30 protein-coding genes and 1 riboswitch are annotated in these 26,649 nt (G+C 51.0%); of the genes, 15 read left to right on the top strand and 15 right to left on the bottom strand.

Features of this window, described 5'->3' with window-relative positions; translation table 11 throughout:
- The first annotated feature begins 4 nt into the window (after window positions 1-4).
- On the top strand, window positions 5-3,613 hold the full coding sequence (locus F5I99_RS13825) for a YhdP family phospholipid transporter (RefSeq protein WP_151056953.1): 3,609 nt from the start codon (window positions 5-7) through the stop codon (window positions 3,611-3,613).
- A 9-nt stretch (window positions 3,614-3,622) separates the two neighbouring features.
- On the opposite strand, the gene yjgA is transcribed toward F5I99_RS13825, so the two are convergent.
- From yjgA to F5I99_RS13770, 11 genes are read right to left on the bottom strand one after another with little or no spacing between them, the layout of a single operon-like run.
- Window positions 3,623-4,156, bottom strand: coding sequence for a ribosome biogenesis factor YjgA (gene yjgA, locus F5I99_RS13820; protein ID WP_151056951.1), 534 nt, complete (start codon window positions 4,154-4,156; stop codon window positions 3,623-3,625).
- An 8-nt stretch (window positions 4,157-4,164) separates the two neighbouring features.
- Complete coding sequence (locus F5I99_RS13815) at window positions 4,165-4,434, bottom strand: HPr family phosphocarrier protein (RefSeq protein WP_151056949.1); 270 nt, start codon at window positions 4,432-4,434, stop codon at window positions 4,165-4,167.
- Window positions 4,435-4,445: 11 nt separating this feature from the next.
- Window positions 4,446-5,303: an RNase adapter RapZ gene (rapZ, locus tag F5I99_RS13810; RefSeq protein WP_151056947.1), complete on the bottom strand. Its 858-nt coding sequence runs from the start codon at window positions 5,301-5,303 to the stop codon at window positions 4,446-4,448.
- Window positions 5,304-5,306: 3 nt separating this feature from the next.
- On the bottom strand, window positions 5,307-5,771 hold the full coding sequence (locus F5I99_RS13805; protein ID WP_151056945.1) for a PTS sugar transporter subunit IIA: 465 nt from the start codon (window positions 5,769-5,771) through the stop codon (window positions 5,307-5,309).
- A 20-nt stretch (window positions 5,772-5,791) separates the two neighbouring features.
- Entirely contained in the window at window positions 5,792-6,082 is a 291-nt protein-coding gene (hpf, locus tag F5I99_RS13800) for a ribosome hibernation promoting factor (protein ID WP_151056943.1), read from the bottom strand.
- A gap of 48 nt (window positions 6,083-6,130) precedes the next feature.
- Complete coding sequence (locus F5I99_RS13795) at window positions 6,131-7,636, bottom strand: RNA polymerase factor sigma-54 (RefSeq protein ID WP_151056941.1); 1,506 nt, start codon at window positions 7,634-7,636, stop codon at window positions 6,131-6,133.
- 39 nt (window positions 7,637-7,675) lie between these two features.
- Window positions 7,676-8,404, bottom strand: a complete 729-nt coding sequence (gene lptB / locus F5I99_RS13790; protein ID WP_151056939.1) for an LPS export ABC transporter ATP-binding protein — start codon at window positions 8,402-8,404, stop codon at window positions 7,676-7,678.
- Window positions 8,405-8,406: 2 nt separating this feature from the next.
- Window positions 8,407-8,919: a lipopolysaccharide transport periplasmic protein LptA gene (gene lptA / locus F5I99_RS13785; protein WP_151056937.1), complete on the bottom strand. Its 513-nt coding sequence runs from the start codon at window positions 8,917-8,919 to the stop codon at window positions 8,407-8,409.
- Window positions 8,906-9,472: an LPS export ABC transporter periplasmic protein LptC gene (gene lptC, locus F5I99_RS13780; protein ID WP_151056935.1), complete on the bottom strand. Its 567-nt coding sequence runs from the start codon at window positions 9,470-9,472 to the stop codon at window positions 8,906-8,908. The genes lptA and lptC overlap by 14 nt, the downstream gene beginning before the upstream one ends.
- Entirely contained in the window at window positions 9,472-10,008 is a 537-nt protein-coding gene (locus tag F5I99_RS13775; RefSeq protein ID WP_151056933.1) for a KdsC family phosphatase, read from the bottom strand. Before F5I99_RS13775 ends, lptC begins: the two co-directional genes overlap by 1 nt.
- A 2-nt stretch (window positions 10,009-10,010) precedes the next feature.
- Complete coding sequence (locus F5I99_RS13770; RefSeq protein ID WP_151056931.1) at window positions 10,011-10,982, bottom strand: KpsF/GutQ family sugar-phosphate isomerase; 972 nt, start codon at window positions 10,980-10,982, stop codon at window positions 10,011-10,013.
- A gap of 217 nt (window positions 10,983-11,199) precedes the next feature.
- On the opposite strand from F5I99_RS13770, the gene F5I99_RS13765 reads away from it, so the two are divergent.
- The 9 genes from F5I99_RS13765 (at window position 11,200) to hisD (ending at window position 17,783) form a co-directional block, all read left to right on the top strand.
- Complete coding sequence (locus F5I99_RS13765) at window positions 11,200-12,021, top strand: ATP-binding cassette domain-containing protein (RefSeq protein WP_151056928.1); 822 nt, start codon at window positions 11,200-11,202, stop codon at window positions 12,019-12,021.
- Window positions 12,021-12,803 carry a lipid asymmetry maintenance ABC transporter permease subunit MlaE gene (mlaE, locus tag F5I99_RS13760; protein ID WP_151059213.1) on the top strand — a complete coding sequence of 261 codons (783 nt, stop codon included), beginning with the start codon at window positions 12,021-12,023 and terminating at the stop codon, window positions 12,801-12,803. Before F5I99_RS13765 ends, mlaE begins: the two co-directional genes overlap by 1 nt.
- Before the next feature lie 2 nt (window positions 12,804-12,805).
- Window positions 12,806-13,264 carry an outer membrane lipid asymmetry maintenance protein MlaD gene (gene mlaD, locus F5I99_RS13755; protein WP_151056926.1) on the top strand — a complete coding sequence of 153 codons (459 nt, stop codon included), beginning with the start codon at window positions 12,806-12,808 and terminating at the stop codon, window positions 13,262-13,264.
- Between the two features lie 5 nt (window positions 13,265-13,269).
- The gene (locus F5I99_RS13750; protein WP_151056924.1) at window positions 13,270-13,923 is read left to right on the top strand and encodes an MlaC/ttg2D family ABC transporter substrate-binding protein; all 654 of its coding nucleotides are present in this window, start codon (window positions 13,270-13,272) and stop codon (window positions 13,921-13,923) included.
- Window positions 13,910-14,197, top strand: coding sequence for an STAS domain-containing protein (locus F5I99_RS13745; RefSeq protein WP_151056922.1), 288 nt, complete (start codon window positions 13,910-13,912; stop codon window positions 14,195-14,197). Before F5I99_RS13750 ends, F5I99_RS13745 begins: the two co-directional genes overlap by 14 nt.
- Window positions 14,198-14,287: 90 nt before the next feature.
- Window positions 14,288-14,527, top strand: coding sequence for a BolA family protein (locus F5I99_RS13740; RefSeq protein WP_151056920.1), 240 nt, complete (start codon window positions 14,288-14,290; stop codon window positions 14,525-14,527).
- Between the two features lie 24 nt (window positions 14,528-14,551).
- Complete coding sequence (gene murA / locus F5I99_RS13735; protein ID WP_151056918.1) at window positions 14,552-15,814, top strand: UDP-N-acetylglucosamine 1-carboxyvinyltransferase; 1,263 nt, start codon at window positions 14,552-14,554, stop codon at window positions 15,812-15,814.
- A gap of 12 nt (window positions 15,815-15,826) precedes the next feature.
- A complete protein-coding gene (gene hisG / locus F5I99_RS13730; protein ID WP_151056916.1) occupies window positions 15,827-16,471 on the top strand; it encodes an ATP phosphoribosyltransferase in 645 nt (214 codons plus the stop codon).
- Window position 16,472: 1 nt separating this feature from the next.
- Window positions 16,473-17,783, top strand: coding sequence for a histidinol dehydrogenase (gene hisD, locus F5I99_RS13725; protein WP_151056914.1), 1,311 nt, complete (start codon window positions 16,473-16,475; stop codon window positions 17,781-17,783).
- 19 nt (window positions 17,784-17,802) lie between these two features.
- Here the strand turns inward: hisD and F5I99_RS13720 are convergent, their stop codons facing one another.
- Complete coding sequence (locus F5I99_RS13720) at window positions 17,803-18,948, bottom strand: trypsin-like peptidase domain-containing protein (protein WP_151056912.1); 1,146 nt, start codon at window positions 18,946-18,948, stop codon at window positions 17,803-17,805.
- A 65-nt stretch (window positions 18,949-19,013) separates the two neighbouring features.
- Here F5I99_RS13720 and F5I99_RS13715 point away from each other — a divergent pair, with 65 nt between their 5' ends.
- The gene (locus F5I99_RS13715; protein ID WP_151056910.1) at window positions 19,014-19,784 is read left to right on the top strand and encodes a Nif3-like dinuclear metal center hexameric protein; all 771 of its coding nucleotides are present in this window, start codon (window positions 19,014-19,016) and stop codon (window positions 19,782-19,784) included.
- A 17-nt stretch (window positions 19,785-19,801) separates the two neighbouring features.
- On the opposite strand, the gene F5I99_RS13710 is transcribed toward F5I99_RS13715, so the two are convergent.
- The 3 genes from F5I99_RS13710 to F5I99_RS13700 form a co-directional block, all read right to left on the bottom strand.
- Window positions 19,802-20,401 carry a YhcB family protein gene (locus tag F5I99_RS13710; protein ID WP_191905857.1) on the bottom strand — a complete coding sequence of 200 codons (600 nt, stop codon included), beginning with the start codon at window positions 20,399-20,401 and terminating at the stop codon, window positions 19,802-19,804.
- A gap of 106 nt (window positions 20,402-20,507) precedes the next feature.
- Window positions 20,508-21,080 carry a cob(I)yrinic acid a,c-diamide adenosyltransferase gene (locus F5I99_RS13705; RefSeq protein ID WP_151056906.1) on the bottom strand — a complete coding sequence of 191 codons (573 nt, stop codon included), beginning with the start codon at window positions 21,078-21,080 and terminating at the stop codon, window positions 20,508-20,510.
- Window positions 21,081-21,296: 216 nt separating this feature from the next.
- Complete coding sequence (locus F5I99_RS13700) at window positions 21,297-23,123, bottom strand: TonB-dependent receptor plug domain-containing protein (protein WP_151056904.1); 1,827 nt, start codon at window positions 23,121-23,123, stop codon at window positions 21,297-21,299.
- A gap of 115 nt (window positions 23,124-23,238) precedes the next feature.
- Window positions 23,239-23,450, bottom strand: a riboswitch (cobalamin riboswitch).
- Window positions 23,451-23,557: 107 nt separating this feature from the next.
- On the opposite strand from F5I99_RS13700, the gene F5I99_RS13695 reads away from it, so the two are divergent.
- The 4 genes from F5I99_RS13695 to F5I99_RS13680 are packed head-to-tail and all read left to right on the top strand — an operon-like array spanning window position 23,558 to window position 26,647.
- Window positions 23,558-24,397 (top strand): ABC transporter substrate-binding protein, encoded by an 840-nt coding sequence (locus F5I99_RS13695; RefSeq protein WP_151056902.1) that lies wholly within the window; start codon window positions 23,558-23,560, stop codon window positions 24,395-24,397.
- The gene (locus tag F5I99_RS13690; RefSeq protein WP_225307418.1) at window positions 24,394-25,371 is read left to right on the top strand and encodes a FecCD family ABC transporter permease; all 978 of its coding nucleotides are present in this window, start codon (window positions 24,394-24,396) and stop codon (window positions 25,369-25,371) included. Before F5I99_RS13695 ends, F5I99_RS13690 begins: the two co-directional genes overlap by 4 nt.
- Entirely contained in the window at window positions 25,362-26,093 is a 732-nt protein-coding gene (locus tag F5I99_RS13685) for an ABC transporter ATP-binding protein (RefSeq protein WP_151056900.1), read from the top strand. Before F5I99_RS13690 ends, F5I99_RS13685 begins: the two co-directional genes overlap by 10 nt.
- A gap of 5 nt (window positions 26,094-26,098) precedes the next feature.
- Window positions 26,099-26,647, top strand: coding sequence for an ATP:cob(I)alamin adenosyltransferase (locus F5I99_RS13680; protein ID WP_151056898.1), 549 nt, complete (start codon window positions 26,099-26,101; stop codon window positions 26,645-26,647).
- Window positions 26,648-26,649 lie beyond the last annotated feature (2 nt).

The following is a 26,649-nucleotide window of genomic DNA, read 5'->3' as shown; positions in this document are numbered from 1 at the left end:
CATTATGATTCGTCGGTTGGCAAAACTCTACAAAGTGCTGTTGGTATTGGCACTGATACCAGCATTGGTGCTTTTGAGCCTGCGCTTTGGCCTGCCTCACCTTTCACGTTTCTCAGATCAGATCGCATCTCATCTCAGCTCCAGACTCGGTATGACTATCCGATTTGGTGAATTTAACGTCTCACTGTCTCGCCTGCATCTGCAGCTGCGCATTGAAGATCTGACATTACTGTCTTCCTCACCGAATGCACCGACTGTCTCTTTACAAGCTGAACACCTGGAAATGACACTGGATGTGGTGCAGAGCCTGATACAGTTTATGCCGGTATTCAGCGTCGCTGAACTTCGGGATGCGGATTTGCTTTGGCAGGAATATGAAGGGCGTTGGCTACCCTCGGCGGCAGAAGGGATAAACGATGGGGAGGATAACGCAGGCAGTGGAAAATTTCTGGCTTTTTTGCAGCATCAACCCTCAGTGGTGTTAAGTAATCTGCATGTTGGGTTGCAGCCGCAAAACGGTGAGATACAGCTGATATCGCCGATAAATGCCATGTTCGAAGCCGCGCAAGGAGAGTATCAAATCAGTGGTTCAGCGCGGATGCCGCGTATTGGCGAAGATGCTTATGGCGTATTCGCACTGCATGCCAGTGAATTTGATCCTACTGATCCACTGGGTGGAGATTACCGTTTCTTTTTACAAAGTGATGCTTTGGGACCCGAGCTATTAAATCTGGGAATTTTGCCGGTGGAAATGGATGCTCTGGATCTGTCGGCCCACCTATGGGGCAGCTGGTCTGATCATCAACTGACAGAACTGCAAGGTGATTTCTCGGTGACACCGCTGTCCATCTCAGGTCCTCAGTGGCCAGAAATTGATAATCTGAAAAGCCGCTTTGTGCTGCTGCCGCTTGATGATGACAGTTATCAATTACAATTCAGGTCATTGCAGGCCAGCGTGCAAGGGGTGCAGTTAGTTTTGCCCGAGCTGATTTCAGAATTTCGTCTGTCAGAGAGCCAGGGGATTGAGCCGCTACATCTGGCGTTGGATTCACTCGATCTTGCAGTGTTGCATTACTGGGTGGAAATGCTGGATGTGTTGCCGGATACGGCGGAGTCGGTCCTGGATCGCCTGGCACCAGAGGGGCAGGTTAGTCAATTAGCGGTGGGGTGGGAGAATCCACAAGACTGGTTAAGTTTTGTGTTGACCGCCCGTCTGGATGATGTGGCAGTATCTGCCTGGCAGGATGCGCCCGAAGCCTCCGGTATCAGTGGTCAGTTGCATGCTAATCTGGACATGGGACAAATTGAACTCGAAAGCGCTGCGTTTACGCTGAACTTTCCACAGCTTTTTGGTACTGGCTGGAATTACTCTGAAGCGAGTGGGCTGGTGAGCTGGGAAGTCAGTAGTGAGGCGTTGCGTCTGAACAGTGGCTTGCTCAGCTTACGCAATGAGGCCATTAGTGCTAACGGGCGCTTTGGCTTGTACCGTCCGTTTGATGCCGAGGAGCAGATCGAATTCAGTCTATTAATCGGTATTACTGACACGGATGCCCTACAAACGGAGTTTTACACACCGCCCAGGGAGCTTGGAGAAACCCTGTATGACTGGCTTAAAGAGGCTATTCGTGCCGGACAGGTTAACCAGGCGGGTTTGTTGATACATGCAGGCTTACGTCCAGATTCGCAACATTTACCGGTGAGTGTGCAGTTGTTTCTGGATGCCGATCAGGCTGAGTTTGCCTTCCATCCCGATTGGCCGGTGGTACGGGATGGGCGGATATTTTTACATCTGCGCAACACAGAGTTGCGAATTGATATTGCAGAAGGGAATATTCTCAACTCACGTATCAATAGTGGCTGGATCTATCTACCACCACAAAGTCAGCAGTTGCATGTGGCATCGCTGTTAGAGGGCGATGCGTCTGATTTTAGTGCACTACTGACTGAGTCGGCGTTGGGGGGCTATCTAGGGTCAGCTTTTGATGACTTACAATTTAGCGGCGAGACCACTACACGTTTGCATCTCCAGGTTCCGGTGGATGACCCCGACAAAATAGATGTTAAAGTCCAGACGGCACTTAAACAAAGTAGCCTGCGTCTACTGGAAAGAGATATTTATTTCAGCGGCATCAATGGGCAGCTTAGCTATACCACACGGCAAGGGCTGACATCGGACAGTTTACAGGGGCAGTTGTTTGGGGAAGCGGTCAATGCCCAGATAACTACCGAAGGTACTGACACGCAAGTTCATCTGCAAGGGGCTGTATCCAGTGTGAATTTGGACCACCTCGCTGGTATAACACTATCCGATAGGCTTACTGGCAAAAGTCAGGCGCAGATGGATATGACCTTTTGTGCTGAGTCGTCACGCTGCCCACGCATGGAGATACGTTCAGACCTGGTAGGAACAGCGGTTGATCTACCCTTGGTATTGGCAAAACCGGCTGAGGAGAACCGCTCGCTGTATCTGGACATCTATCCTGAAAATTCACGTTTATCTTTTCACTATGATCAACTGCTGCAAGGTGTTATGGACTTGTCAGCTGAGCTGCGTGGACAGGTGTTGCTGGGCCAGGGAGTTCCGGTACTGCCGCAAACCGCCAGGCTTGAAGTATCTGGTGAGTTGGCTGGACTAAGCGCCCAAGGCTATATTCAACCCCCAGCATTGGTCTCTGAAGGTGAATGGGTCGCTCGATTTGCTTATCTGCATCTGCCCATTGCAGATGCAGAGTCTGAATCTTCTGTGCCGTTGCTGCAATCGGGTAGTGATCAAACGCACTCGGTAGATACCTCAGAGCTTCCCAGGCTTGATCTGCAAATTGATGACTTGCGTTTGGGTCAGCGGGCTTTGGGGCGCTGGCAATTGCGTATGCAACCACAAGCACAGCAGGTAACCTTTGAAGACATACAGGGTGAGCTGCTTGATTTTTCTGTGAGTGGCAGAGCCCATTGGCAAGCTGGGGCACATCCGGCCACAGACCTGACATTAAACCTGTCAGGCGCTGATTTGGCTGATGTGCTTGATCTTTGGGGGCAGGGAAGGCCTCTGGAGACAACTCGGTTAGTATCTTCAGCACAATTGACCTGGCCAGGTGCTCCCTGGCAATTCAGTGTGGCTGAACTGGATGGTTCTTTCAGCTTTCAGGCTGAAGAGGGGCGTATCATTGAATCCGGTAGTGGTGCTAACTTGCTGCGGGTATTCGGGCTGCTTAATTTAAACACCCTGTCAAGACGACTGCGACTGGATTTTAGTGATCTGCTTCAGCGTGGCTTGGTATTCGATGAGTTAAAGGCCAGCTATGATCTGAATGGGGGGCTGGCAAGTACCCGTGATCCATTCATGCTAACTGGCCCGTCGGCCTCCATGGAAATTACCGGCAGCGTCAACCTGAATACACAGCAACTGGATAAAACCATTAAGGTGAGTGTGCCACTGAGCAGTAATTTGACTCTTGGGGCGGTGTTACTTGGGGCTCCTCAGGTTGCCGGTGCGTTATTCATTTTTGATAAAATCATGGGTGACCGCATCGAAAAAATGACCCGCATTGCCTATACATTAACGGGTCACTGGGATGATCCTGAGCTGAACCTGCTGAACGCTAACGAGGGCTGATGTCCTGGCTCAGTTTGATTCGGTGGTGTCACGCAGAAAGCGGAATAGCTTACGATACTGCGTCGGGGGTTGCTGTTTTTCAATTTCCCGTCGGGTATTCCGGATTAGTTGACGCAGTTGCTGGATATCTGTCTGTGGGTGATCATTGATAAAGGCTTCCAGTGCTTCATTTCCGGCTGTACCTTCAAGCAGTAATCGCTCACGCCACTGCTCAATGGCATGAAACTTCTGGTTATGCGCCTGGCTTGCGGTATCAAATTCATCTAATGCCAGACGGATAGCGTCCACGTCAGCATGGCGCATTAATTTGCCAATAAATTGCATATGGCGTTTTAATGCCCCGTTAGAGGTGATGCGTCGGGTTTCGGTTATGGCTGCTCGCAGGGCTTCATCCATCGGGATTTTCTCCTGCTGATCCGGACGCAGCTCGGTGATGCGTTTACCCAGTTGTTTCAGCGCATCCATCTGCCGTTTCAGCTCAGAGCGACTGACAAGTATATCTTCATCATCAGTCTGAAAGTTATTTTGATCTGGTGAATTCATAAGGGGCTCTATTCCGGCTCATCAAAACGGTTGTTGATCAGCGTAATTATGGCTTCAAAAGCCTGGTGTTCATCTGTGCCTTCAATACGAAGGTTAAGCTCAGTGCCTTTGCTGGCTGCCAGCATCATCACTGCCATAATGCTTTTACAGTCGACGCAGCGGTCATTTTTTTCAATCTCAATCTGACTGGAAAAACCACTGGCCAGGGTGCTGAGCTTAGCGGCGGCTCGTGCATGTAAACCGAGTTTATTAATAATAGTGATGGGAGATTCAATCATGCCTTTCTCAATCAGGTCAGTTCACGGTGACGGACGTGGACACTATCCATGGACAAGCTGAAATGACTAGCCAGGTATTCTGCCAGATAGACCGAACGATGTTGGCCTCCAGTGCAACCTATACAGACTGTCAGGTAGCTGCGGTTATCCTGGCGAATACGCGGTAACCAGCGTTCCAGAAAATGAGTGATATCGGCCGCCATTTCATCCACATCAGGCGACTGCTGCAGAAATTCACGCACCTCCGTATCCAGTCCTGTCAGGGGGCGTAATTCAGGTATCCAGTGAGGGTTGGGTAGTGTGCGGACGTCAAAAGTGAAGTCAGCGTCCAGTGGTACGCCATGTTTGAAGCCAAAGGACTCAAATAGCAGGGAGAGGGATTGCTCGCGCCTTTGTGTAATACGTAGTTTGATACGATCACGCAGCTCATAGAGCGTCAGTCGGGTGGTATCAATGCGCATGTCGGCCAGGGTCGCGATGGGCTCCAGTAACACGCGTTCGTATTCAATTGCTTCACGTAATCCTGAGTGAGTGTCGGTGAGCGGGTGTTTGCGCCGGGTGGCACTGAAGCGTTTTAGCAACGTGGATTCTGATGCATCCAGATAGATGACTTCACAGCTCAGGTCACTGAATTGTTTGAGTTGTTCAAGTAACGCTGGAAAGCGTTCCAGGTTGCTGGTCAGGTTCCGGGCATCAATACTGACCGCTATTTTTGACGGGTTTCCCGTGGCCTCAGTCATTTGCTTGATCAGTTCGGGTAGTAAAATGGCTGGCAGGTTGTCGATGCAATAAAAGCCAGCATCTTCAAGTGCTTGCAATGCCGTGGTTTTACCTGAACCAGATCGACCACTCAAAATGACCAGCTTCACAGCTTAGGCCCCTTGCCTGGCAGCGTTCAGGAAGCGACTGTACAGCGTTGCTGCATCAGCAGCACTGCGCAGTGTTTCACGTATTTCAGACTGACTGAAAAGTTCGGCAAGCCCGGCCAGTGTCTGTAAATGCTCTGTAGCGGCATCTTCAGGTACTAGCAGGCAACAGAGAAGGTCGACTGGACGGTTGTCTATCGCGTTAAAATCAATCGGCTCTTTCAGGGTGACTAAGAGTGCGAGAGCTCGATTGCACCCAGCCAGACGACAGTGTGGGATCGCCACACCGTCGCCGATACCGGTACTACCGAGACGTTCACGATTGAGTAGGGCACTGAAGACATCTTCAACTTCCAGTTTATCGATCTCGGCGGCCAGAGCTTCGCTGGCGATTTCTAAAACACGTTTTTTACTTCCTGCATCAATATGACAAAGTGTCAGGGATTCAGTCAGTAGTTCGGATATAGGCATATGATAGTCAATACTAAAGGTTATTTATGAGATTTCATTTTTTCCTTGTGCTTAATGATCTGACGATCCAGTTTGTCGATCATGGCATCTATTGCAGCATACATGTCATCCTGTTCGGCTTGTGCAAATATTTCACCACCAGCTACATGTAAGTCAGCTTCAGCTTTCTGGCGCTGCTTCTCAACACTCAGGGTCACCTGTACGTTGGTAATATTGTCGAAATGACGCTCAAGACGCACGAATTTACTGCGCACATACTCATTTAATGCATCTGTCAGTTCTACGTGATGACCAGTTATATTGATCTGCATGGTTTCTCTCCTTAGTGCTGGTACGATAAGGTCGTACTCTATAGTTAATTAAAGCAGACGCTTGCGCTCATTAGAAGGCGGAATGCTTAGCGCTTCACGATATTTTGCAACGGTACGTCTCGCTACGTTGATTCCCTGCTCTTTCAGCAGTTGTGCGATCTTGTTATCGCTGAGGGGTTTGGCTGTATTTTCAGCAGAGATCAACTTTTTGATCAGCGCCCGGATAGCTGTAGATGAGGCGCCTTCACCATCAGCGGTATTGACCTGGCTGGAAAAGAAATATTTCAGCTCGAAAATACCTCTGGGGGTATGAATGAATTTTTGTGTGGTGACACGGGAAATGGTTGATTCATGCATGGACACCGCTTCGGCGATATCATGCAGCACCATGGGTTTCATGGCTTCATCACCTGTATCGAGAAAGTCACGCTGTCGCTCTACGATCTCAGTCGCCACTTTCAATAGCGTATCATTTCGGCTCAGTAAGCTTTTCAAAAACCAGCGGGCTTCCTGCAGATGGTTTTTCAGGTAAGTATTGTCTGCGCTACTGTCAGCGCGGCGGATCAAATCAGCGTACTGTGAGTTAATCCGCAGTTTCGGAGCGATATCGGGATTAAGGGATACAATCCACTCATCATGGATCTTGCGGACCATAACGTCAGGAATTACATATTCAGATTGGGTGGAACTGATCAGTGCGCCGGGTTTGGGGTTCAGTGATCGGATCAGATTGATGACATTATCTAACTCAACGTCATTTAGGCGCATTTTGCGCATCAGGGTTTTGTAGTCATGACTACCCAGCAGCGGAAGAAATTCCCGGCAAAGACGGATCGCTTGTTCACGCCACTCAATTGCATCAGGCAGTTGCTTGATCTGAATACACAGGCATTCACTCAGATCACGGGCTGCCACACCGGGTGGGTCAAACTGCTGAACCCGATGAAGTACCGCCAGAATTTCATCTTCATCTGCTTCCATGAACAGTTCCGGCTGTTGTGCCTGAAACTGTTCCAGAAGTTCTGCGGGGTCGCTACGCAGGTAGCCATCGGCATCAGTAGCATCGATAATGGCTTCCGCCACCATGTAATCCTGCTCACTCATGGGCGTTAAGTTCAGTTGCCAGATCAGATGATCCTGCAGAGTGTCTTCTCGGGTATCATTATCCTGATTGGGCCAGTCGCCTTCAGTAGCCGGGCCGGTACCTGAGCCTTGAGCCTGGAAGGTATCTTCCCAGTTGCTGTCAGTGGGCAAATCTTCCGGAATAGACTCATTCCAGTCATTATCTGCTGCTGTGTCATCGCTCAGACTGTCTGAGGTTTCACTGTTACTGCTGAGTGCGGCCGTTTCTTTGTCTTCATAGGTTTCACCCACGTGCCCTTCGGCCGCGTCAGACTCTTCATCACTGACTTCCAGCAACGGGTTGCTGTCCAGCGCTTGCTGGATCTCCTGTTGCAGATCCAGAGTTGACAGCTGTAGCAGGCGGATAGCCTGTTGCAGCTGTGGCGTCATCGTGAGATGTTGGCCGATCTTGAGATGTAACGCTTGCTTCATATGCCGTTTAGATCACTTATTCAGAGGCAGGGATGGTGACTAGAGTTGGAACTGATCGCCCAGATAGGCGCTGCGAACCTGCTCATTACCCATTATGTCAGATGGACTGCCATCTGCAAGGATGGCGCCTTCACTCACTATGTAGGCACGTTCACAAATATCGAGGGTCTCACGAACATTGTGATCTGTTATGAGTATACCTATATTACGTTCCTGAAGATGCCGTATAGTTTGTTTAATGTCATTTACTGATATCGGATCAACACCGGCGAAAGGTTCATCAAGCAGAATGAAGCGGGGCTCCGTGGCCAATGCCCGGGCTATTTCCACGCGTCGACGCTCCCCCCCGGACAGCGCCATGCCAGGACTATTTCGTAGATGGGTAATATGGAATTCCTGTAACAATTCTTCCAGCAGTTGTGTGCGATCTGATTTGGATAATTCTTTGCGGGTTTCCAGAATAGCCATCAGGTTGTCACTAACGCTTAGTTTTCTGAAAACTGAAGCTTCTTGGGGCAGATAGCCTATGCCTTTTTTGGCACGGTTGTGCATGGGTAATTGGGTGATATCCTGCTGCGCAAGGCGAATATTGCCTTTGTCGGCATTAACCAGCCCTACAATCATATAGAAACAGGTTGTTTTGCCTGCGCCATTGGGACCCAGCAGACCCACTATCTCACCCTGATTGATACTTAGGGATACATCGCGAACAACATCGCGTCCTTTGTAGGACTTGGCCAGGTGCAGGGCTTCCAGTGTAGTTGTCATAGCTACTGATCGCCTTTCGGTTGAATGACCATTTGTACGCGCTGGCCATCCTGAGATTCACTTCTAAAGGCATCAACGACTGACTTGTCCATATCATAAACGATGCGCTCTCCAGTGAATTCATCAGCATCCTGCATGACGCGAGCGTTTTCTGTAATGGTTACTGTCTGATCGGGCACACGGTAATCCATACGCAAGCCGTAGGCTTTGGTTAGCGGTTGCTCGGCGCTGGCTTGTTGGTGAAATTCAGCTGGGGCACCGGTAGATAAAATTCTGGAAATGCTACCGGTATCATCACGGTGCATTTCGACACGTGAGCCCAGCATCAGCATGGTACCCTGACGTATCTCAACTGATCCGGTATATACAGCGATACCTGTAAGTTCGTTCATGCTGGCATGATCAGCAGAGACATAAATTGGCTGCTCCTGATCTTCAGGTAAAGCCTGAGCGGTCTGGCTTAGTATTACTAGAGCAGCGATCAGGCACCGCATTAACATTTTAGTAGGTCGCATAATATCCTCTTACGTCAGACAGCAGGTCTATACGGTGTTCTCTGAGCCACGCCTGCATGCCGATAGCATCAGTACGGTTAGTTCCCTGTTGAATCTGAACCGGGGCATCGGTTTCGGCATAATCATCCGGTGGCAGTAGTGTCATGACTGATGTCGTCAGTACCCAAGGTGTATCTGCTGCAGGATTATCAATAACCCTGACGTTTCCTGCAAGTTCAATCTTGCTTTCATCATCAAGCATGCTGCCCAAATCAGATGAAATCTGCGTATCACCACGTGTATCACGAGGCAGGGTGATCAATGGGCTGTTCAGCGTGATCAGCTCGGGCGCAGGGTAATGCTGCAGATGAGGTGATTGAATGATACTTGATACTTGCCCGTTTTCATCAAAGTCAGTGATGTAAGCATCACGGATAAAAAAATCCACCCGTTCCGGATCATTCGGATTACCTGTGAGGGTTTCGCTGGGACTGCCAAAAAAACCCCAGTACACCAGCGCCGCCAGTAATATAGCCAGACCTGTTATCAGCTTCAGACGGGCTGCATTTAGCATCAACGAAATTCCTCAATCAGGCCAGACAGTTTACCTTGAGCTGATAACAGTATTTCGCAGAACTCCCGTGCGGCACCTTGTCCACCACGACGGGTGGTGCACCAGTCAGCTTCTTTACAGACCACGGGATGACCATTGGGAACCGATGCGCCAAAAGCGACAGTGATAATAGCCGCCAAATCAGGCAGATCATCACCTATATAGGCTGTAGTGGTTGCGCTGTCTCCACTTTCCTGCCAGATCTCTTCCAGAGCGGTCAGCTTGTCTTCTCGCCCCTGTAGCAGCCAGTCAACACCCAGTGCTTTGGCGCGCATACTGACTTGGGATGAGCTGCGTCCGGTGATAATGGCTGTCTTGATGCCGGCTTTCTGCAGCAGTTTCAATCCCAGACCATCCAGGGTGTTGAAGGCTTTAATTTCCTGGCCATCGGGCAAAAAATACAATGAGCCATCGGTCAGTATGCCATCCACATCGAATACTGCCAGCCGTATGGCTTGCAAGCGTTGTTTCAGTTCATCGGACAGGATTTCAGTCATGGTCAGATAACTCCGGCTTTAAGCAGGTCATGCATGTTCAGTGCACCGGCGAGTTGGCCTTGGTGATCTGTGATCAACAGCGCATTAATTTTACGTTCCTGCATGATTTTCAGTGCTTCTGCAGCCAGTGAACCAGTTTTTAATGTGGTTCCACCTGGGGTCATAACGTCTGCAATCGAGGTGTTTTTAAGATCAATTTCCTGATCCAGAGTGCGGCGCAGGTCACCATCGGTGAAAATACCCAAGAGTTCACCGGTTGCATTGGTTACCGCGGTCATGCCCAGGCGTTTCTGAGTAACCTCGAGCAGCGCTTCACGTATTGATGTATTCACCGTGACCTGAGGGATGTTTTCACCGGCATGCATAATGTCATCCACGCGCAACAGCAGCTGTCTACCCAGGCTGCCACCTGGATGGGAAAAGGCAAAGTCTTCGGGGCTGAAACCGCGTGCTTCCAAGAGTGCAATCGCCAGGGCATCACCCATGACCAGTTGTGCTGTGGTGCTTGAAGTCGGTGCCAGGTTGTGTGGGCAGGCTTCACGTTCTACCGGTAAGTGCAGATTCACATCAGCAAAGCGAGATAGGGTGGATTCAGCGTTTGAAGTCATGCTGATCAGGGGAGCGCCCATGCGTTTGATCAGCGGCAAAATAGTGACAACTTCTGTGGTCTCACCAGAGTTGGATAACGCCAGAACCACATCTTTGCCGGTAAACATGCCTAAGTCGCCGTGGCTCGCTTCTCCCGGGTGCACAAAAAAAGCCGGAGTGCCCGTGCTTGCCAGCGTAGCTGCAATTTTATTGCCGATATGCCCGGATTTGCCCATGCCGGTGACAATGATGCGTCCTTCGCAACTGAGTAAAAGCTCACAGGCTTTGCTGAAACTGTCATTCAGTTGGGCCAGCAGGGCACTAATAGTGGCATGCTCTATTTCAATAGTACGTATGCCGGCGGCGATAAAGTTAAATGTATTCATTCGGATCGGGATCAGCCATCTGTTGAATAATGTGTGCGTTTGGATAAGTTTAACGCAGATTCGCCCGAGATCGTAACTCAATTTGCTGTAGCGGGTGATTTGCATAAGTTTGGATCATTGCTGCGTTTAAACTTAACCTCTGTAATGGTATATTTGTCGGTCTTGTCTGTTGTAACAGGGTGTAAGGATGGGCGTTGAAAAAAACTCAACGAGGGAAATGAAACAATCTTCAGATAACAACATAATTGAAATACGTAATATGAGCTTTTCACGGGGCTCAAAGCGTATCTTTGACGATGTCAGTATCAAGATTCCTCGTGGTAAAGTGACGGCGATCATGGGGCCTTCCGGTACAGGGAAGACCACGCTGTTGAAGCTGATTGGTGGTCAGTTGTTACCGGATTCGGGCCAGATCTTGCTGGATAATCAGAATATACCCACACTGAGTCGTCGGGATCTTTTTGTTGTGCGTGAGCGCATGGGGATGTTATTTCAGAGCGGAGCGCTGTTCACGGACATGACGGTGTTTGATAATATCGCCTTCCCTATCCGTGTGCACACCCAGCTACCCGAAGAGATGATTCGCGATATTGTATTGATGAAGCTACAGGCGGTTGGTTTGCGTGGTGCTGTGGGATTAATGCCTAGCGAACTTTCCGGGGGAATGGCGCGGCGTGTGGCGTTAGCGCGTGCGATTGCGCTGGATCCGGATATCGTCATGTATGATGAGCCCTTTACCGGTCAGGATCCTATTGCTAAGGGCGTACTGGTCAACCTGATCAAGCGCCTGAATGAAGCGCTGGGGCATAGTTCCATTATTGTTTCGCATGACATTGAGGAAACCCTGTCGATTTCGGATTATATTTACGTGCTTTCAGATGGCAAGGTAATCGCTGAAGGTACACCCGATCAGCTTAAAGGTCAGGATTCTGAGCAGGTGCGTCAGTTTGTTGAAGGTTTGCCTGATGGGCCGGTTGCGTTTCACTATCCGGCACCGGATTTCACTGAACAGTTGATGGCAGGGGGAGTCTTCAGGTGATACTGGATCGTATTCAAAGGCTGGGTCATAAGACGCTGTCTAAATGTGCCGCACTGGGTCGCTCAGGGCAGATACTTTATCACTCAGTGGTGGCGAGGCCAGCACCGGTGATGATGTTTCCTTTGTTGATCCGGCAGATTTATTTCATCGGTGTCTTGTCGCTGGTGATCATTATTGTCTCAGGTGCTTTTATCGGCATGGTACTGGGGTTACAGGGCTATACTATCCTGGTGGATTATGGCTCTGAACAAGCGGTAGGCCAGATGGTGGCACTGAGTTTGCTGCGGGAACTGGCGCCGGTTGTGACCGCCTTGTTGTTTGCCGGACGTGCCGGTTCAGCGCTGACGGCGGAAATTGGCCTGATGAAAGCTACCGAGCAGTTGGCCAGCCTGGAAATGATCGGTGTTGATCCTTACCGGCGTATTATTGCCCCGCGTCTGTACGCTGGCTTTATCTGTATGCCACTGCTGTCAATGATATTTGCCGTTGTAGGTATCTGGGGAGCGTCTCTGGTTGCCGTTGACTGGTTGGGAATCTACAGTGGCGCTTTTTGGGCGAATATGCAGCAGTCCGTGGATTTTCAGGGTGATGTGTTGAATGGCCTGATAAAAGCGGTAGTGTTTGGTTTTGTTGTTACCTGGGTCGCTGTGTATCAGGGTTATGACTGTATTCCGACTTCAGAAGGAATCAGTCAGGCTACAACCCGTACAGTGGTCTATGCATCGCTTGCTGTTCTGGGCTTGGACTTTGTGCTTACCGCTTTGATGTTTGGAGACTTGTAAAAATGCGTATCCGTACTGTAGAAATCAGTGTAGGGCTGTTTATGCTGATTGGCTTCCTGGCCTTGATTGTGCTGGCATTGAATGTCAGTGGTTTAAATCTTACCCCAAAATCGGGTGGTTATAAGCTGTATGCCAGTTTTGAGAATATAGGCGGGCTGACGCCCCGTGCTAAAGTGGCCATGTCCGGTGTGCAGATCGGTGAGGTCAAGAATATTCGCTTGGATCCGCAGATGCTGATGGCAGAAGTGGAGATGGAAATATTTGCAGATGTTGATTATATCAGTACCGATAGTTCAGCAATGATTCTGACATCCGGCCTGCTGGGCCAACAGTATGTCGGTATCGTTCCGGGTGGAGACATGGAAGTGTTGGGTGAAGGCGATTTTATTTTCAACACCCAATCCGCGCTAGTTTTAGAGGATCTTGTGGGCAAATTCCTTATGAATCAGGTTAGTGAGTAAACACCATGAAAAAATTACATGCCGCAAATCTGGTCTTTCTCATGTCAATGTTGTTTACATTGAAAGCGTTTGCAGTTGATCAGAATTGGGACGCTGCAAAACAGGTGGTTGAAAGCACAACCGAGAAAGTGATTGATGTGATGAGTGACTCCTCATTGTTTGAGGAGGAAAATAGAGAGCGTTTGCAGTCTGAAGTTGAGCAGATAGTTACCCCTGTGATCGATTTTTACGGCTTTGGTCGTGGGGTCATGGGGCGGTTTTCCCGAAGCGCGTCTGAAGAACAGTTAGAACGTTTTGCCAGCGTGCTCAAAACAACCCTGATTAGAACCTACTCTATGGCTGTGAGTGAATTTTCTATTCGTGAGTACACGATTACACCTCCGCGTGCGCCCAGTCCGCAGCCGGAAATGCAGGTGGTTAATGTTCAACTGACTTCAACCGCTGGGAAAACCTATAATATTCTCTATTACATGCGTAATGTTGACGGTAATTGGATGCTGGTAAACGTCGCTGTTGAAGGAATTAATCTACGTCTGACCTTTCAAAATCAGTTTGCCGATATGTATCAGAGCTCACGCGATATTTCCGCTGTGATTGATAGCTGGGAAGAGCGAGTCGCCAGTACAGTTGCTGAGGTGGTGGAAGATGTCGAAGGCTGAGGTTGTCAGTCAGGTTATCAGTGTAGAGGGTGATTTGCTGTTTTCTACTGTGGTAGCGAAACGAACTGCCTTGCTGAGTCAACTCAAACAGATGCAGGGCCCTTGCCAGCTGGATTTTTCGGCTGTGGGCCGGGTGGATAGTTCAGCTTTATCGCTGTGGTTTTGTTGTGAACGTCTGGCGCTGGAAAAAGGCTTTGAATTGACTGCCATTAATACCCCAGAAGATCTGCTTTCTATTGCTCGTCTGGTGGGCGTTGAAGAAAATCTACATTGATTGACCCCACGGGCCTTAAAGGCAATGTCGCCTTTAAGGCCCGTTTTGCGTTATTATCGGCCCCCTGTCAAAAAAGTTTCCGGAGTTCCTATGCAAGCTGAAGACGTAAAACAGGTAATTGAAAGTCAACTGGCTGCTAGCCAGGTGATGACCGCGGGAGAAGGGTGTAATTTTGAAATTACCGTCATCAGTGAACAGTTTACGGGTTTGAGCCCGGTGAAAAAACAGCAGTTGGTTTATGCCTGTCTGAATAAGCAGATTGCCAGTGGTGACATTCATGCTGTGACGATCAAAACCTATACTCCCGAGCAATGGGCCGCCCTGAACTAATCAAGCCCTAATACGGACAGATAAATGGATAAGTTTCTGATACAAGGGGGGGCGTGCCTGAATGGTGAGGTGCGTATCTCTGGTGCCAAAAATGCGGCCTTGCCAATCCTGGCCGCTACTCTACTGGCGAGTGAGCCGGTAACGCTTACTAATCTGCCACACCTGCATGATATTAATACCATGCTTGAGTTGATGCGTCGACTCGGTGTCAGTGTCACCCTGACTGAATCACAAAGTGCCGTGATAGACGCCAGCCAGATCAACTCGGTGGTAGCACCTTATGATCTGGTCAAAACTATGCGTGCATCGATTCTGGTTCTGGGACCGCTGTTGGCACGTTTTGGCCAGGCTGAGGTATCTCTGCCAGGTGGTTGTGCTATCGGCAGTCGACCTGTGGATCTGCATTTACGCGGACTGGAAGCTATGGGCGCTCATATCGAAGTGGAGCAGGGCTATATCCGCGCCACCTGTGATGGCCGCTTAAAAGGTGGCAAAGTGTTTTTTGATACGGTAACCGTCACCGGAACAGAAAATATTATGATGGCGGCAGCGCTGGCTGATGGCGAGACACTGATTGAAAATGCCGCGCGTGAGCCGGAGATCGTAGACCTGGCCAATTGCCTGAATGCGATGGGTGCTGATATCCGCGGTGCCGGAACCGATATGATTAGTATTCATGGTGTTGAAGCTCTGAAAGGCTGTCGTTATGCGGTTATGGCAGATCGTATTGAAACCGGCACTTTTCTGGTGGCTGCTGCGGCAACAGGTGGCAAGGTGCGTACCTGCAATACCCGTTCGGATACACTGGACTCGGTGTTGAAAAAACTCCAGGAAGCTGGCGCTGACATAACTACCGGTGAAGACTGGATTGAATTGGATATGCATGGGCGTCGCCCAAAAGCTGTCAATCTGACCACGGCTCCCTATCCTGCATTTCCTACTGATATGCAGGCACAGTTTGCGGCGATGAATGCCGTTTCAATTGGTGTAGGTATCGTCCGCGAAACCATTTTTGAAAACCGCTTTATGCATATGCAGGAAATGCTGCGTATGGGGGCTGATATTACCATTGATGGTAATACCGCCATTATTGAAGGCGTAAGCAAACTCAAGGGTGCACCGGTAATGGCAACGGACTTGCGTGCATCAGCCAGTCTGGTAATTGCGGCGCTGGTTGCCGAGGGCGAAACCCTGATAGATCGTATTTACCATATTGATCGGGGTTATGAGTGTATTGAAGAGAAACTCCAGGGCTTGGGTGCTACCATCCGACGCGTAAAAGGTTAAGAGAGAATCCCTATGACACAGCAGCTGACCATCGCGCTTTCCAAAGGACGCATCCTGACGGAAACACTTCCCCTGTTGGCGGCAGCCGATATACATCCGGCCGAAGATATTTTCAGTAGCCGTAAACTGATATTTGATACTAATCATGCCAATATCAAATTACTGGTTATTCGTGCCACCGATGTGCCTACCTATGTTGAATATGGTGGCGCTGATATGGGTGTGGCGGGTAAGGATGTGCTGATGGAGCACGGTGGGCAGGGGCTCTATGAGCCACTGGATTTGGAAATCTCCCGTTGTCGTTTGATGATTGCCGGCCTGAAAGGTGCCCCGGCTGTCGAAGGTCGACTTCGGGTGGCGAGTAAATTCATCAATATTACCCGCGACTATTATGCCCGCAAGGGGGCTCAGGTAGATATTATCAAACTCTATGGGGCCATGGAGCTGGCGCCGATCATGGGTTTGGCTGACCGTATTGTCGATATTGTCGACACGGGCAACACCTTGAAGGCTAATGGCCTGGAGCCCATGGAACACATAGCGGATATCAGCTCGCGCCTGGTGGTGGGGCAACCTTCTATGAAGATGAAGTATGAGCTGATTCAACCGATTATTGAGCAAATGCAAGCTGCTGTAGCAGCCAAACGTGAGGTTTGATATGTCAGTAGAGATCACACGTCTGAAGGCTGATCAGGCCGATTTTGACAAGCAGTTGAATGCTATGTTGGCGTGGGAAAGTGTTTCGGATAAGCAGGTCAATCAGATCGTTGACGATGTGATTGAGCAGGTCCGTGCCCGTGGTGATGCCGCGTTGGTTGAGTACACTAACCGTTTTGACCGCATGCAGGCAACACAAATGTCTGAACTTGAGGTCAGCCAAACACGCTTGCTTCAAGCACTGCAGAGCCTGCCGCTGGATCAGCGCACTGCGCTGGAAGCGGCAGCTCAGCGCATTAGTGCCTACCATGAGCGCCAGAAAAGTGAATCCTGGCGTTATACTGAAGCGGACGGCACCGTGTTGGGGCAGCAAGTCACACCGATGGATCGCATAGGTATTTACGTGCCGGGTGGCAAAGCGGCTTATCCGTCGTCAGTGTTGATGAATGCTTTACCTGCCAAAGTCGCGGGTGTGCAAGAGATTATCATGGTGGTGCCGACCCCTGATGGGGTGGTCAACGAACTGGTATTGGCCGCCGCTGCTTTGGCTGGTGTAGATCGAGTGTTCACCCTGGGGGGTGCTCAGGCGGTAGCGGCTCTGGCTTATGGCACGGAAACCGTCCCGCGAGTGGATAAAATTGTTGGCCCAGGCAATATTTTCGTGGCAACAGCGAAGCGCGCTGTATTTGGTGCGGTGGGCATCGATATGATCGCTGGCCCCTCTGAAATCCTGGTAATCTGTGATGGGCAGACAGACCCGGATTGGATCGCTATGGATCTTTTCTCCCAGGCTGAACATGATGAAGATGCCCAGTCCATCCTGATCTCTCCTGATGCCTGCTATCTGGACCAGGTGGTGGCGAGCATTGAAAAACTACTGCCCACTATGGAGCGCAGTGACATTATCAGTGCTTCACTGAAAAACCGTGCGATGCTGATCGAAGTGGCGGATATTGATGAGGCTGTGAAGCTGTGTAATCGTATTGCTCCGGAGCATCTTGAGTTGTCAGTGGCTGATCCGGAAGCCCTGTTGCCGAAAATACGCCATGCCGGTGCTATTTTCATGGGGCGCTACACCGCTGAGTCTCTGGGTGATTACTGTGCGGGTCCTAACCATGTGTTACCGACCTCTGGTACGGCGCGGTTTTCATCGCCGCTGGGTGTTTATGATTTCCAGAAACGCTCTTCTGTGATTATGTTCTCAGCAGAAGGCGCTTCTGAAATGGGTAAAGTGGCTTCAGTTCTGGCACGAGGTGAAAGTCTGACAGCACACGCCCGCTCAGCTGAGTATCGTATCATCAAGGATAACTAACTGTCTGAGCAGGGTCTGCTTAGTTGGGTGAGCGGGCCTGTTCAGACAGTTGTGCAACTAAAGATAAACGTCGCTCATCTCTGAGTAACTCCAGGTGGACATTTTCACCTGGCTTGGTACGTGCAATTTTCAGCATCAAATTGCGACCCGTGGTGATGGCTTCACTGTTAATGGCAGTGAGTATATCACCGGGTTGCAGACCGGCCTGATGAGCCGGGCCGTTCCGTACCACGCCGGATACAATCACTCCATTTACTGATTCAAGATTAAAGGATTCGGCTAGTCGGGGAGTGATTTCCTGTACTTCAATGCCGAGCCAGCCGCGAATCACTCGCCCGTGTTCGATTAAATCCTGCATAACCTGGCGTGCCGTGAGGGCTGGAATAGCGAAGCCGATGCCATTTGATCCACCGGATTGAGAAAAAATCGCGGTATTAATCCCCACCATATGCCCGTTGGGATCAATCAAGGCTCCCCCGGAGTTGCCCGGGTTGATGGCCGCATCGGTTTGAATGAAACTTTCGTAAGTGCTCAGGCCGATGCTGTTTCGTCCGGTGGCACTGACAATGCCCTGGGTGACTGTCTGACCAACCCCAAAGGGGTTGCCAATTGCCAATACAACATCGCCGACACGCAGGGTGTCAGAAGTATTCATCACAATGCTGGGCAGTTCGTTGAGATTGACCTTCAGCAGTGCCAAATCGGTTTCTGGATCACTGCCAATAACCTGAGCAAGAGATTCCCGCCCATCCTGCATTGAGACCACAATACTATCAGCACCACTGATGACATGATTGTTGGTAACCACATAACCATCCGGGCTGAGAATAACACCGGAACCCAAGCTGGACTGGATGCGTTCCCGTTGTGGCAGGCGGTCAATATTGAAAAACTGCTGGAACAAGGGATCATTGAGCAATGGATTAGTCGGTTCTCTGACGACAGTCTGAGTGTAAATATTCACTACGGCTGGTGAAGCTATATCCACAGCGTCAGCATAGGATATGCGCGGCTGTATAATACTATCCGACAGAGGGGGGGGTGTTTCCACTACTTCTACCTTGGTTGCCGGTGGATTAATACGATCAGAAAAGAACTGAATGATCAGCAGAGCCAGTAGAATGCCGACAGTGACCGGCCAGGATAAGAGTTTAAATTTACGCATAAATCCATTTCGTCTAAAGTTTGTTGATAGTATACGGTTTTGTACTGAAAAATGGGAACCAACTGATGAATTACAATAGCGTCGACCTGAATGAACTGGTGGAATATTGCAATCAGACGCTGCGCTCTGGTGATTTCAAGGATTATTGTCCTAATGGCTTGCAGATTCAGGGGCGTCCACAGGTGCAAAAAATCCTGACAGGTGTCACAGCCTGCCAGGCCTTGCTGGATGAGGCTGTTGAGTGGCAAGCTGATCTGGTTCTGGTACATCATGGTTACTTCTGGAAGGGCGAGTCCGCCGTACTGACCGGGATTAAACATCGACGTATCAAAACACTGATGGTGAATGATATCAGCCTGCTAGCCTATCATCTGCCCCTGGATGCCCATCCAACCCTGGGTAATAATGCTCGGCTGGGTTTACGTCTGGGGCTGGAATCTGAAGACAGCATGGAGCCAGGTAATCCGTTGGGGTTGGGTAATATTGGTCATGTCAGTGAGCCTTGTACACTCAAGTCTTTTTCCCGACTTATTGCACAGCATCTGGAGCGTGAGCCTCAGGTGATTGCTGGCGGGGAGCATAAGGTGAGTAAGGTTGCCTGGTGTACCGGTGCAGCTGAACGTCATATCGACACTGCGCTGGCCTTGGGGGCGGATACCTATATCAGTGGAGAAATTTCAGAACCGGTGGTGCATATTGCCCGCGAGGCCGGTATTCATTATATCGGTGCAGGTCATCATGCTACGGAGCGGTACGGTGTTCAGGCGTTAGGCGAGCACCTGGCCCGCCATTTCGGTATTGAACACCGCTTTGTGGATATCGCCAATCCCGTATAAGCTCTTCGGTGGCAGTTTTAATCTTTCTGATTCGGTTTTACCGAGGTTGTTTCGTCATCATTTAAACCGGGATCAGGGTAAGGCGGAGTCTTAGGGGTTTCTTCTTGCTCTTTTTTAAGTCCGTAGCCGTCAGACAGGGTGCCTTGATCATTGGGTTTTTTCGGAGCCCAATCTCTTGGGGCTTCGGGTTCTGCATCAGCTGACGTCTGCTTATCAGCTTCTTTGGCGTTGCTTTCAGGTGGCTGCTGATCCGCCGCTTTTTGAGTGGATGAATCAAGTGCGTCGTCAGCGCGGGTGGCTTCCAGTTTGGGTTGCAGAGACGACTGTAGTGAACGTCCCGGTTGCTGGTCAGGACAAAGATTCTGAGCGCCGGTAGCCAGGTGCTGGTGTACTTTACGGTACTGATCGGTTAACTCATTGACCAGTGCCGCGGTCTGCTCGAAATGCGAGGTGACTTCCTGCTTATAACGGTCCATTTCGGCTCTTGAACCATTCAATTCTTCTTCGAGGCGCTTGCGCTTGATTTCAGTACCACCGGATTTACCCAGCAGGTATCCAATCAATACACCGACGGCAAGTGCAACCACAGCAACGATCCAGATAGTTTCCTGTTCCACGTGACTCTTCCTCTTCTTATCCTGATTGATGTAATTAGCTTATCCCGTTTCGGGCGTGGCTGTAAAATCATCCTTGGTCTTAAACACAAAACGGGAATGTTTTGTGTTAAGGATTTTCCTGCGGTGTGGGTTTCCAGTGTATCTCACTGCCACCGTTTTCCCGTGCCAGGGTTCGTGCAACCACGAACAATAAATCGGATAGTCGATTCAGGTAGCTGACCCCCATGGGGTTGATGGACTCCTGATTCAGGCTGCTCAGTTCGACGATTCGCCGTTCCGCCCGACGGCATACCGAACGTGCCAGATGGGCTGTTGCAGCGGCACGGCTGCCGCCGGGTAAAATAAACTCTTTCAGAGCCGGTAGGCTGGTATTTAATTGATCCAGGCAGGTTTCCAGGCGTGTGACGGTTTCCAGGGTGATGACGGTATAGTTGTCATCGGCTATGGCCAGTTCACCACCCAGATCGAACAGATCATTCTGGATCTGTGCCAGGGTGGTATTTAGCGAATGACTGATATCCAGTTCAGCAATTAACAGACCTATCAGACTGTTTAGTTCGTCAACATCGCCCAGGGTTTCAATACGTGGGTGGGATTTTGGGATACGTTTGCCATTGGCTAATCCGGTCGTGCCTTTGTCGCCACTGCGAGTGTAGATACGGTCGAGTCGGTCAGACATAGTGGTGTGCCTTGGTTGTGAAGGGTTTGAGTTTAAGTATAGCGGGTTCAGTGGTTGTGCTGGTAGTTGCTAGTGCTGCTGGGCAGGCAGGACTCCCCCTTCAATTTGACACGCCGTGAACACATCCTTGTGGGCTCGCTGCTGCCATCCATGGCAGCAGCGGTCAGCTTGAAGGGGAAGCCCTGCCGGCCTTCTCGCTTGCGGCCTCCGCTCTCCTTAAAAGCGGTAGGTCAGGCTGGTTTCGACGTAGCGGCCTGGGGTGTGGTATCCAAGGGCTTGTTCGTAGTCTTGATCGAACAGATTGTCGATTTTTGCGCGTAATGTCCAATCGGATGATAGCTGCCAGTGAGCATGGGTGTTTAGCAATACGTAGCCGCCCATGCGTTGGCCGCCAAAGTCATAACGTTTGCTTTGACCTTCAAGCGTAGCGCCTGCTCCCCAGTTTGATACAGCATAGTCAATATCGATCCGGCCATGTTCACGTGCTCGACGCAGCAATAGCGAGTCATCTTCACGATTGATTGGGTCCTGAAGCGTCAGGGCCCCGGAAAAACGCCAGTTGGCGAGTTGGTATCCCAGTGTGACTTCAGCACCTCTGATACGTGACTCATTGATGTTGAGGTTTTGTCCCGCTGACCAGACAATCAGGTTATCTATTTCATTCTGGAATAAGCGCACTTCAGCATTAAAGGCCGAGCCTGGCTGATAGCGCCAGAAGAGTTCATAGTTAATTGACTCTTCCGGCATAAGATCCGGGTTGGCTCCCCAACTGGCGGGACCGTAGAGTTCCATTAGGTTAGGTGCCCGGTATCCTTGGGAAATGCTGGCCCCAATATTGTGAGCACTATGCAGTTGCCAGTCCAATCCCAGGTTACCTGTGGTCTGATTACCGAAGAATTCATCGTCATCATGACGCACCCCGGCTGACAGTGTCCAGGCATCGGTCAGGCGATAGTGAGTCTGTGCAAATACACCGAAGATATCCCGGCTGTCCTGGGTGAAGCCGGAGCCTTTCAGTATGCGCTCTTTTTGCGCATCAAATCCGCTGACCAGGCTGAAAGGGTCAGTCGACAGTGTTGCCTTGATGCCGAGCTGATCACGTTGGGTGTGTGTTCGACCGTTGTTCTGGCTTTCAAAAAAATCTTCGCGATCTTCTTCCACCCGTTGTAACAGTGCTTCCATTTGCCAGGCGTTGGTTAATTGATGTGTCCAGCCCAGACTGAGTGTTTGCAGGGAATAATCTTCCTTGCAGTTATTTGACGCCGCTGGCCAGATTGAGCAGCTGTCGTACTGGTTGTCGCCCTGACTACGTAGATATCCGGCAGACAGGGTGTTGCGCTCGTTCAGATCGTGTTCAAGCTGCAGGCGCAGACCATAATGCTCATAGCCATCCTTTTCGCCGGAGGTATCAGCTGTTCTGGCATTGATGCTATCAGAGCCACGGTAACTCAAGGATGACGTGAAGCGTGTGGTGGCATTGGCTGCGCTGAAGTTGGCATCGGTCAGCCGGGTGTTTTGCTGTCCCACCCCTAGGCGAATTTCACCCGTGGTTCCGGGAGTGTTCGCTTTTCGAGTAATAATATTGATGACACCGCCAATTGCATCAGCACCCCAGACACTGGATTGTGGGCCGCGTACAATTTCCACGCGTTCGATCTGATTGACGGGTAAGTATTGCCAACTAACACCGCCACTGGTTGGGTTGTTGATCTTGACACCATCGATCATTACCAGCGTGTGGTTGGAGTTGCTGCCGCGCATAAACAGGCTGGTTATCGAACCGGCACCACCGCTACTGGCGAACTCAATACCCGCATGTCCCCGTAGCAGTTGCGCGACAGACTCGGGTTGCTGGCGTTCAATGTCCGCACGGGTGATAACGGTCGTGGCGGCCTGGGTCTCATGCAGGGGCTGCGCCATGCGTAGCGGCGTGGTGACAGTGACCAGCAGGGGCTCGAGTTGCACTGTGTTGGCCAGAAGAGGTGTGCTGACACTTGTCAGGGCCGTGAGTAACAGGGTGTGTCTGTACAGGGGATGTTTCAAGTTTGTATCCTCATACGCTAAGTAGGGCGTGATGAGGGAGGGAAAGCCAAAACACAGCACCACCCAGTACCAGGTGGTTCCGTAAGTTTGACTGGGTGAAGCCCTCCGCAACACCAACAGTAATCTCACTGAGGCCGGTATCCGGGCTTGATGCGGCGCAGAGCGCGCAGTTCATCGCGCCTTCCCATGTTTGAATAACACAGTGGCGTTTGCGATGACAACATCTTACCGTTGCGGGGGCAGCACAGGCTTTTGACGGGTGTCAGCACCTGTTTCCCGTTTAATCGCGTGTATCAATCACGCGACACCTCAGTGAGCATATCAAAAAATCAACGCCATTATAGGGGCCTGGATAGATGAAGTCATCCTGGATTTCCGTTATTCTGCCAGCCTTTGCAGGCAGAGACGGTACTTAAAAAATCATGGGGGAGGGGATGCCATACAGACGCAAGAGGTTGTGGCGTGTGTTACTGTTGGCCTTGCTGCTGAGCTGGGCGCTGGTAGTAAAATCTGAACCCGTGAGGTCGTCGGAACCTGTGCCGGAGTTTGTGCCACCTTTCCCGGAGCGTATCCTGTCACTGGATTTGTGTATGGACTGGATACTGGCATACCACGTAAACAAAGCTCGTGTCGCTGGACTATCGCCCTTGCATAAACGCTACCCTTTGCCTTTGAAGCTGGATGACTGGCCTGTACATGATGGTTCGCTGGAGCAAATTTATCAGTTGCAACCTGATCTTGTTCTGGTGGGGGAGTACAATGCGTTGTTATTGCGAAACCGGCTGAAGACTCTACAGTTGCCGGTAGCGGTCGTCTCGCTGCCTCAGTCGCTTGAGCAGATTGAGGATTATGAACGCACGCTGCTGCAACTGATCGGCTTGCCAGCCAATCTTGCTACTCCTGCCCCAAATGAACAGCCGCTCGACCTATCAGCTCCACGCTTGTTGCTTCTGGGGGCTAATGGTATAGGGACAGGTTCCGGTACTTTTGAAGATCAGATTTTGCGCCAGGCCGGTTGGTCTAACTATCTGACCGATAAAGGTTATGTGTCACTGGATCTTGAAAAGTTGGTCAGCGATCCCCCTGATGCGCTGCTCTGGGCATCACCGGATAGTCCTTCATTGGCCAATCGTTTTGCTGAACATCCGGCATTGGCAGGACGTATTCCTGAGCCGCGCTGGTTAACCACCGACTACTGGCGTTGGCAGTGTCCGGGACCCTGGACCTGGGAATTGATTGAACAGTTACGACAGGCACGAGAGGTGTGGCATTGATTCAACTGGTTTTGCTGTTGCTGGTGTCTTTGACGACCCTGCTCTCGCTGTATATAGGCTCAACCGATGTGGCTGTATGGGCGGGTTTATTGGAGTGGGTAACCGGTGTGGATAGCGTGGCAGCGATTGTGATCGGTGACATACGGTTGCCGCGCACGCTTTTGTCCATGTCGGTGGGTGCCGCTCTCGGCCTGAGTGGTGCGGCGTTGCAAGGACTGCTGCGTAATCCTCTGGCTGATCCTGGCTTGACCGGAGCGAGTCAGGGAGCGGCATTAGGGGCGGCATGCGTATTCTATTTTGGTTTGTTTCCTCTGGCCGGTGGTGCGGCTCCTGCACTGGCGGGGTTACTTGGCGCCGGGCTGGCAATGTCGTTAATGTTGTTTCTGGCGGGTACGGCACGTCAGGGGATGGTGATCATGGCGGGGTTAGCCATTTCAACGCTGACCGGTGCGTTACTGGCGGCTGTATTGAATTTTGCGCCTAATCCTTATGCTATGCAGGAGTTGGTGTTCTGGTTATTGGGATCAGTATCTGAACGAGGGCTTGAGCATCTTTGGCTCTTGCTGCCTGCCTTGCTGGTGGGTGGCGGGTTGATCTTAAGTCAGCGCCGTTTATTGCTGGGGTTAAGCCTGGGGGAACAGGTGGCCCGCAGCATGGGGTTTTCTTATACCCGCGGCAGTCGTCTGATCATACTGGGTGCTGCCTTGCTGGTGGGTACGTCAGTGGCTGTGGCGGGTGCCATTGGCTTTGTCGGGCTGATTGTCCCGCATCTGCTCAGACCGCTGGTCGGTAACCGGCCTGACCGGGTGCTGGTGCCTTCCGCACTGATGGGCGCGATTCTTGTTTGCCTGGCTGATATAGCGGTACGTTTGCTGCCAGCCGGACCAGAGCTGAAGCTGGGTGTGCTCACCTCGCTGCTGGGAGCGCCTTTGTTTATCTGGCTGGTATGGCGGGAGCGCAGGCGATGGCTTTGATCGAAGTCAGCGGGCTGACAGTCGACACCCGGCTTAAAGCCATTGATCTGGCAGTGCAGCCAGGCGAGATGCTTGGGCTAATTGGCCCCAATGGTGCCGGTAAAACCACCCTGCTGCATTGTCTGGCGGGTATTGAGCCCTATCAGGGAGACGTTCAGTTGCACGACGCCCCACTTGAAAAGCTCTCAGTACAGCAGCGAGCAAGGCAGATAGGTTTGCTGCCGCAACGTTGCCAGAGTGCCTGGGCGCTGAGTGTGCGCGATATTATCAGCCTTGGACGTCTGCCGTGGGGTGATGAATCTAAGACGCCAGTGGAACGGGTGGCGCATCAAACCGGTGTGACTCAGTGGCTGGACCAACCGGTAGATAAATTGTCGGGTGGTGAGCAAGCCAGGGTCTGGCTGGCCAGAGTGCTGGCAGGGGAGCCGCAGCTATTGTTGGCAGATGAACCACTGGCCAGTCTGGATCTGTATTATCAGTGTCGAGTACTGGAGTTGCTACGCCACTATGCCCAACGACACCATGGCGTGATCGTGTCACTGCATGATTTGGCACAAGCGGCGCGTTACTGTGATCGCCTGTGTCTGCTACATCGAGGGCAGGTATATGCGCAGGGCACTCCGGCCGAGGTGTTAACGGTAGATAATCTACGTGCAGTATACCAGGTAGAGGCTTGTGTTGATTTGCAGGCCCATCCTCCCATTATTTCTGTGATCGGATAGCTGTGATGTCGCTGAAAAAAAGTAAAAATCCGGATGAAGTCTGTTACCCGTTCATACAGGAGTCTTCGTGTCTGTGTGATTATGAAGTCATCACCGATGAGCTGTGTGCCTTGCTGGGGATGGCCCTGTCCGCCCTGGGACCGGAGATGGACGATATCGCTACTGATCTGGAGCGGCTTCAGCCGCTGGCCTTTCATGCTAATGGCTCTATTCGTGGTCGTCTGGCTGTTGATGAAGCGGATCTGCTCTGGCTTGAGGAGCGGCTGAATCATTACCGCACGGAAGTGGCCGGGCGTAACAGCGGATTTGTGCTACCGCGCGGGGATGTGCCGGTACCACAGCTGCATCAGGCCCGCTCAGCCAGCAAGAAAGCTATTCGCGCATTAGTGCGGGTTGATGCAGAAGGTATCAGGGTGCCTGAAGTGCTGCCGAGGCTGCTTAATATGCTGTGTAATTTCAGCTTTGTGCTGACGCAGGTGATTAATCAGCGCCGTGGAGTCGAGGAGCCGGAATTCATCAGTAAAAGCTATGCTGTCCGGAACTCCCATCAGTAAAC

The organism is Nitrincola iocasae (assembly GCF_008727795.1).
Classification (GTDB): Bacteria; Pseudomonadota; Gammaproteobacteria; order Pseudomonadales; family Balneatricaceae; genus Nitrincola; species Nitrincola iocasae.
Note: the sequence above shows the minus strand (reverse complement) of the source record. Positions and strands in the feature narration are given on the sequence as shown.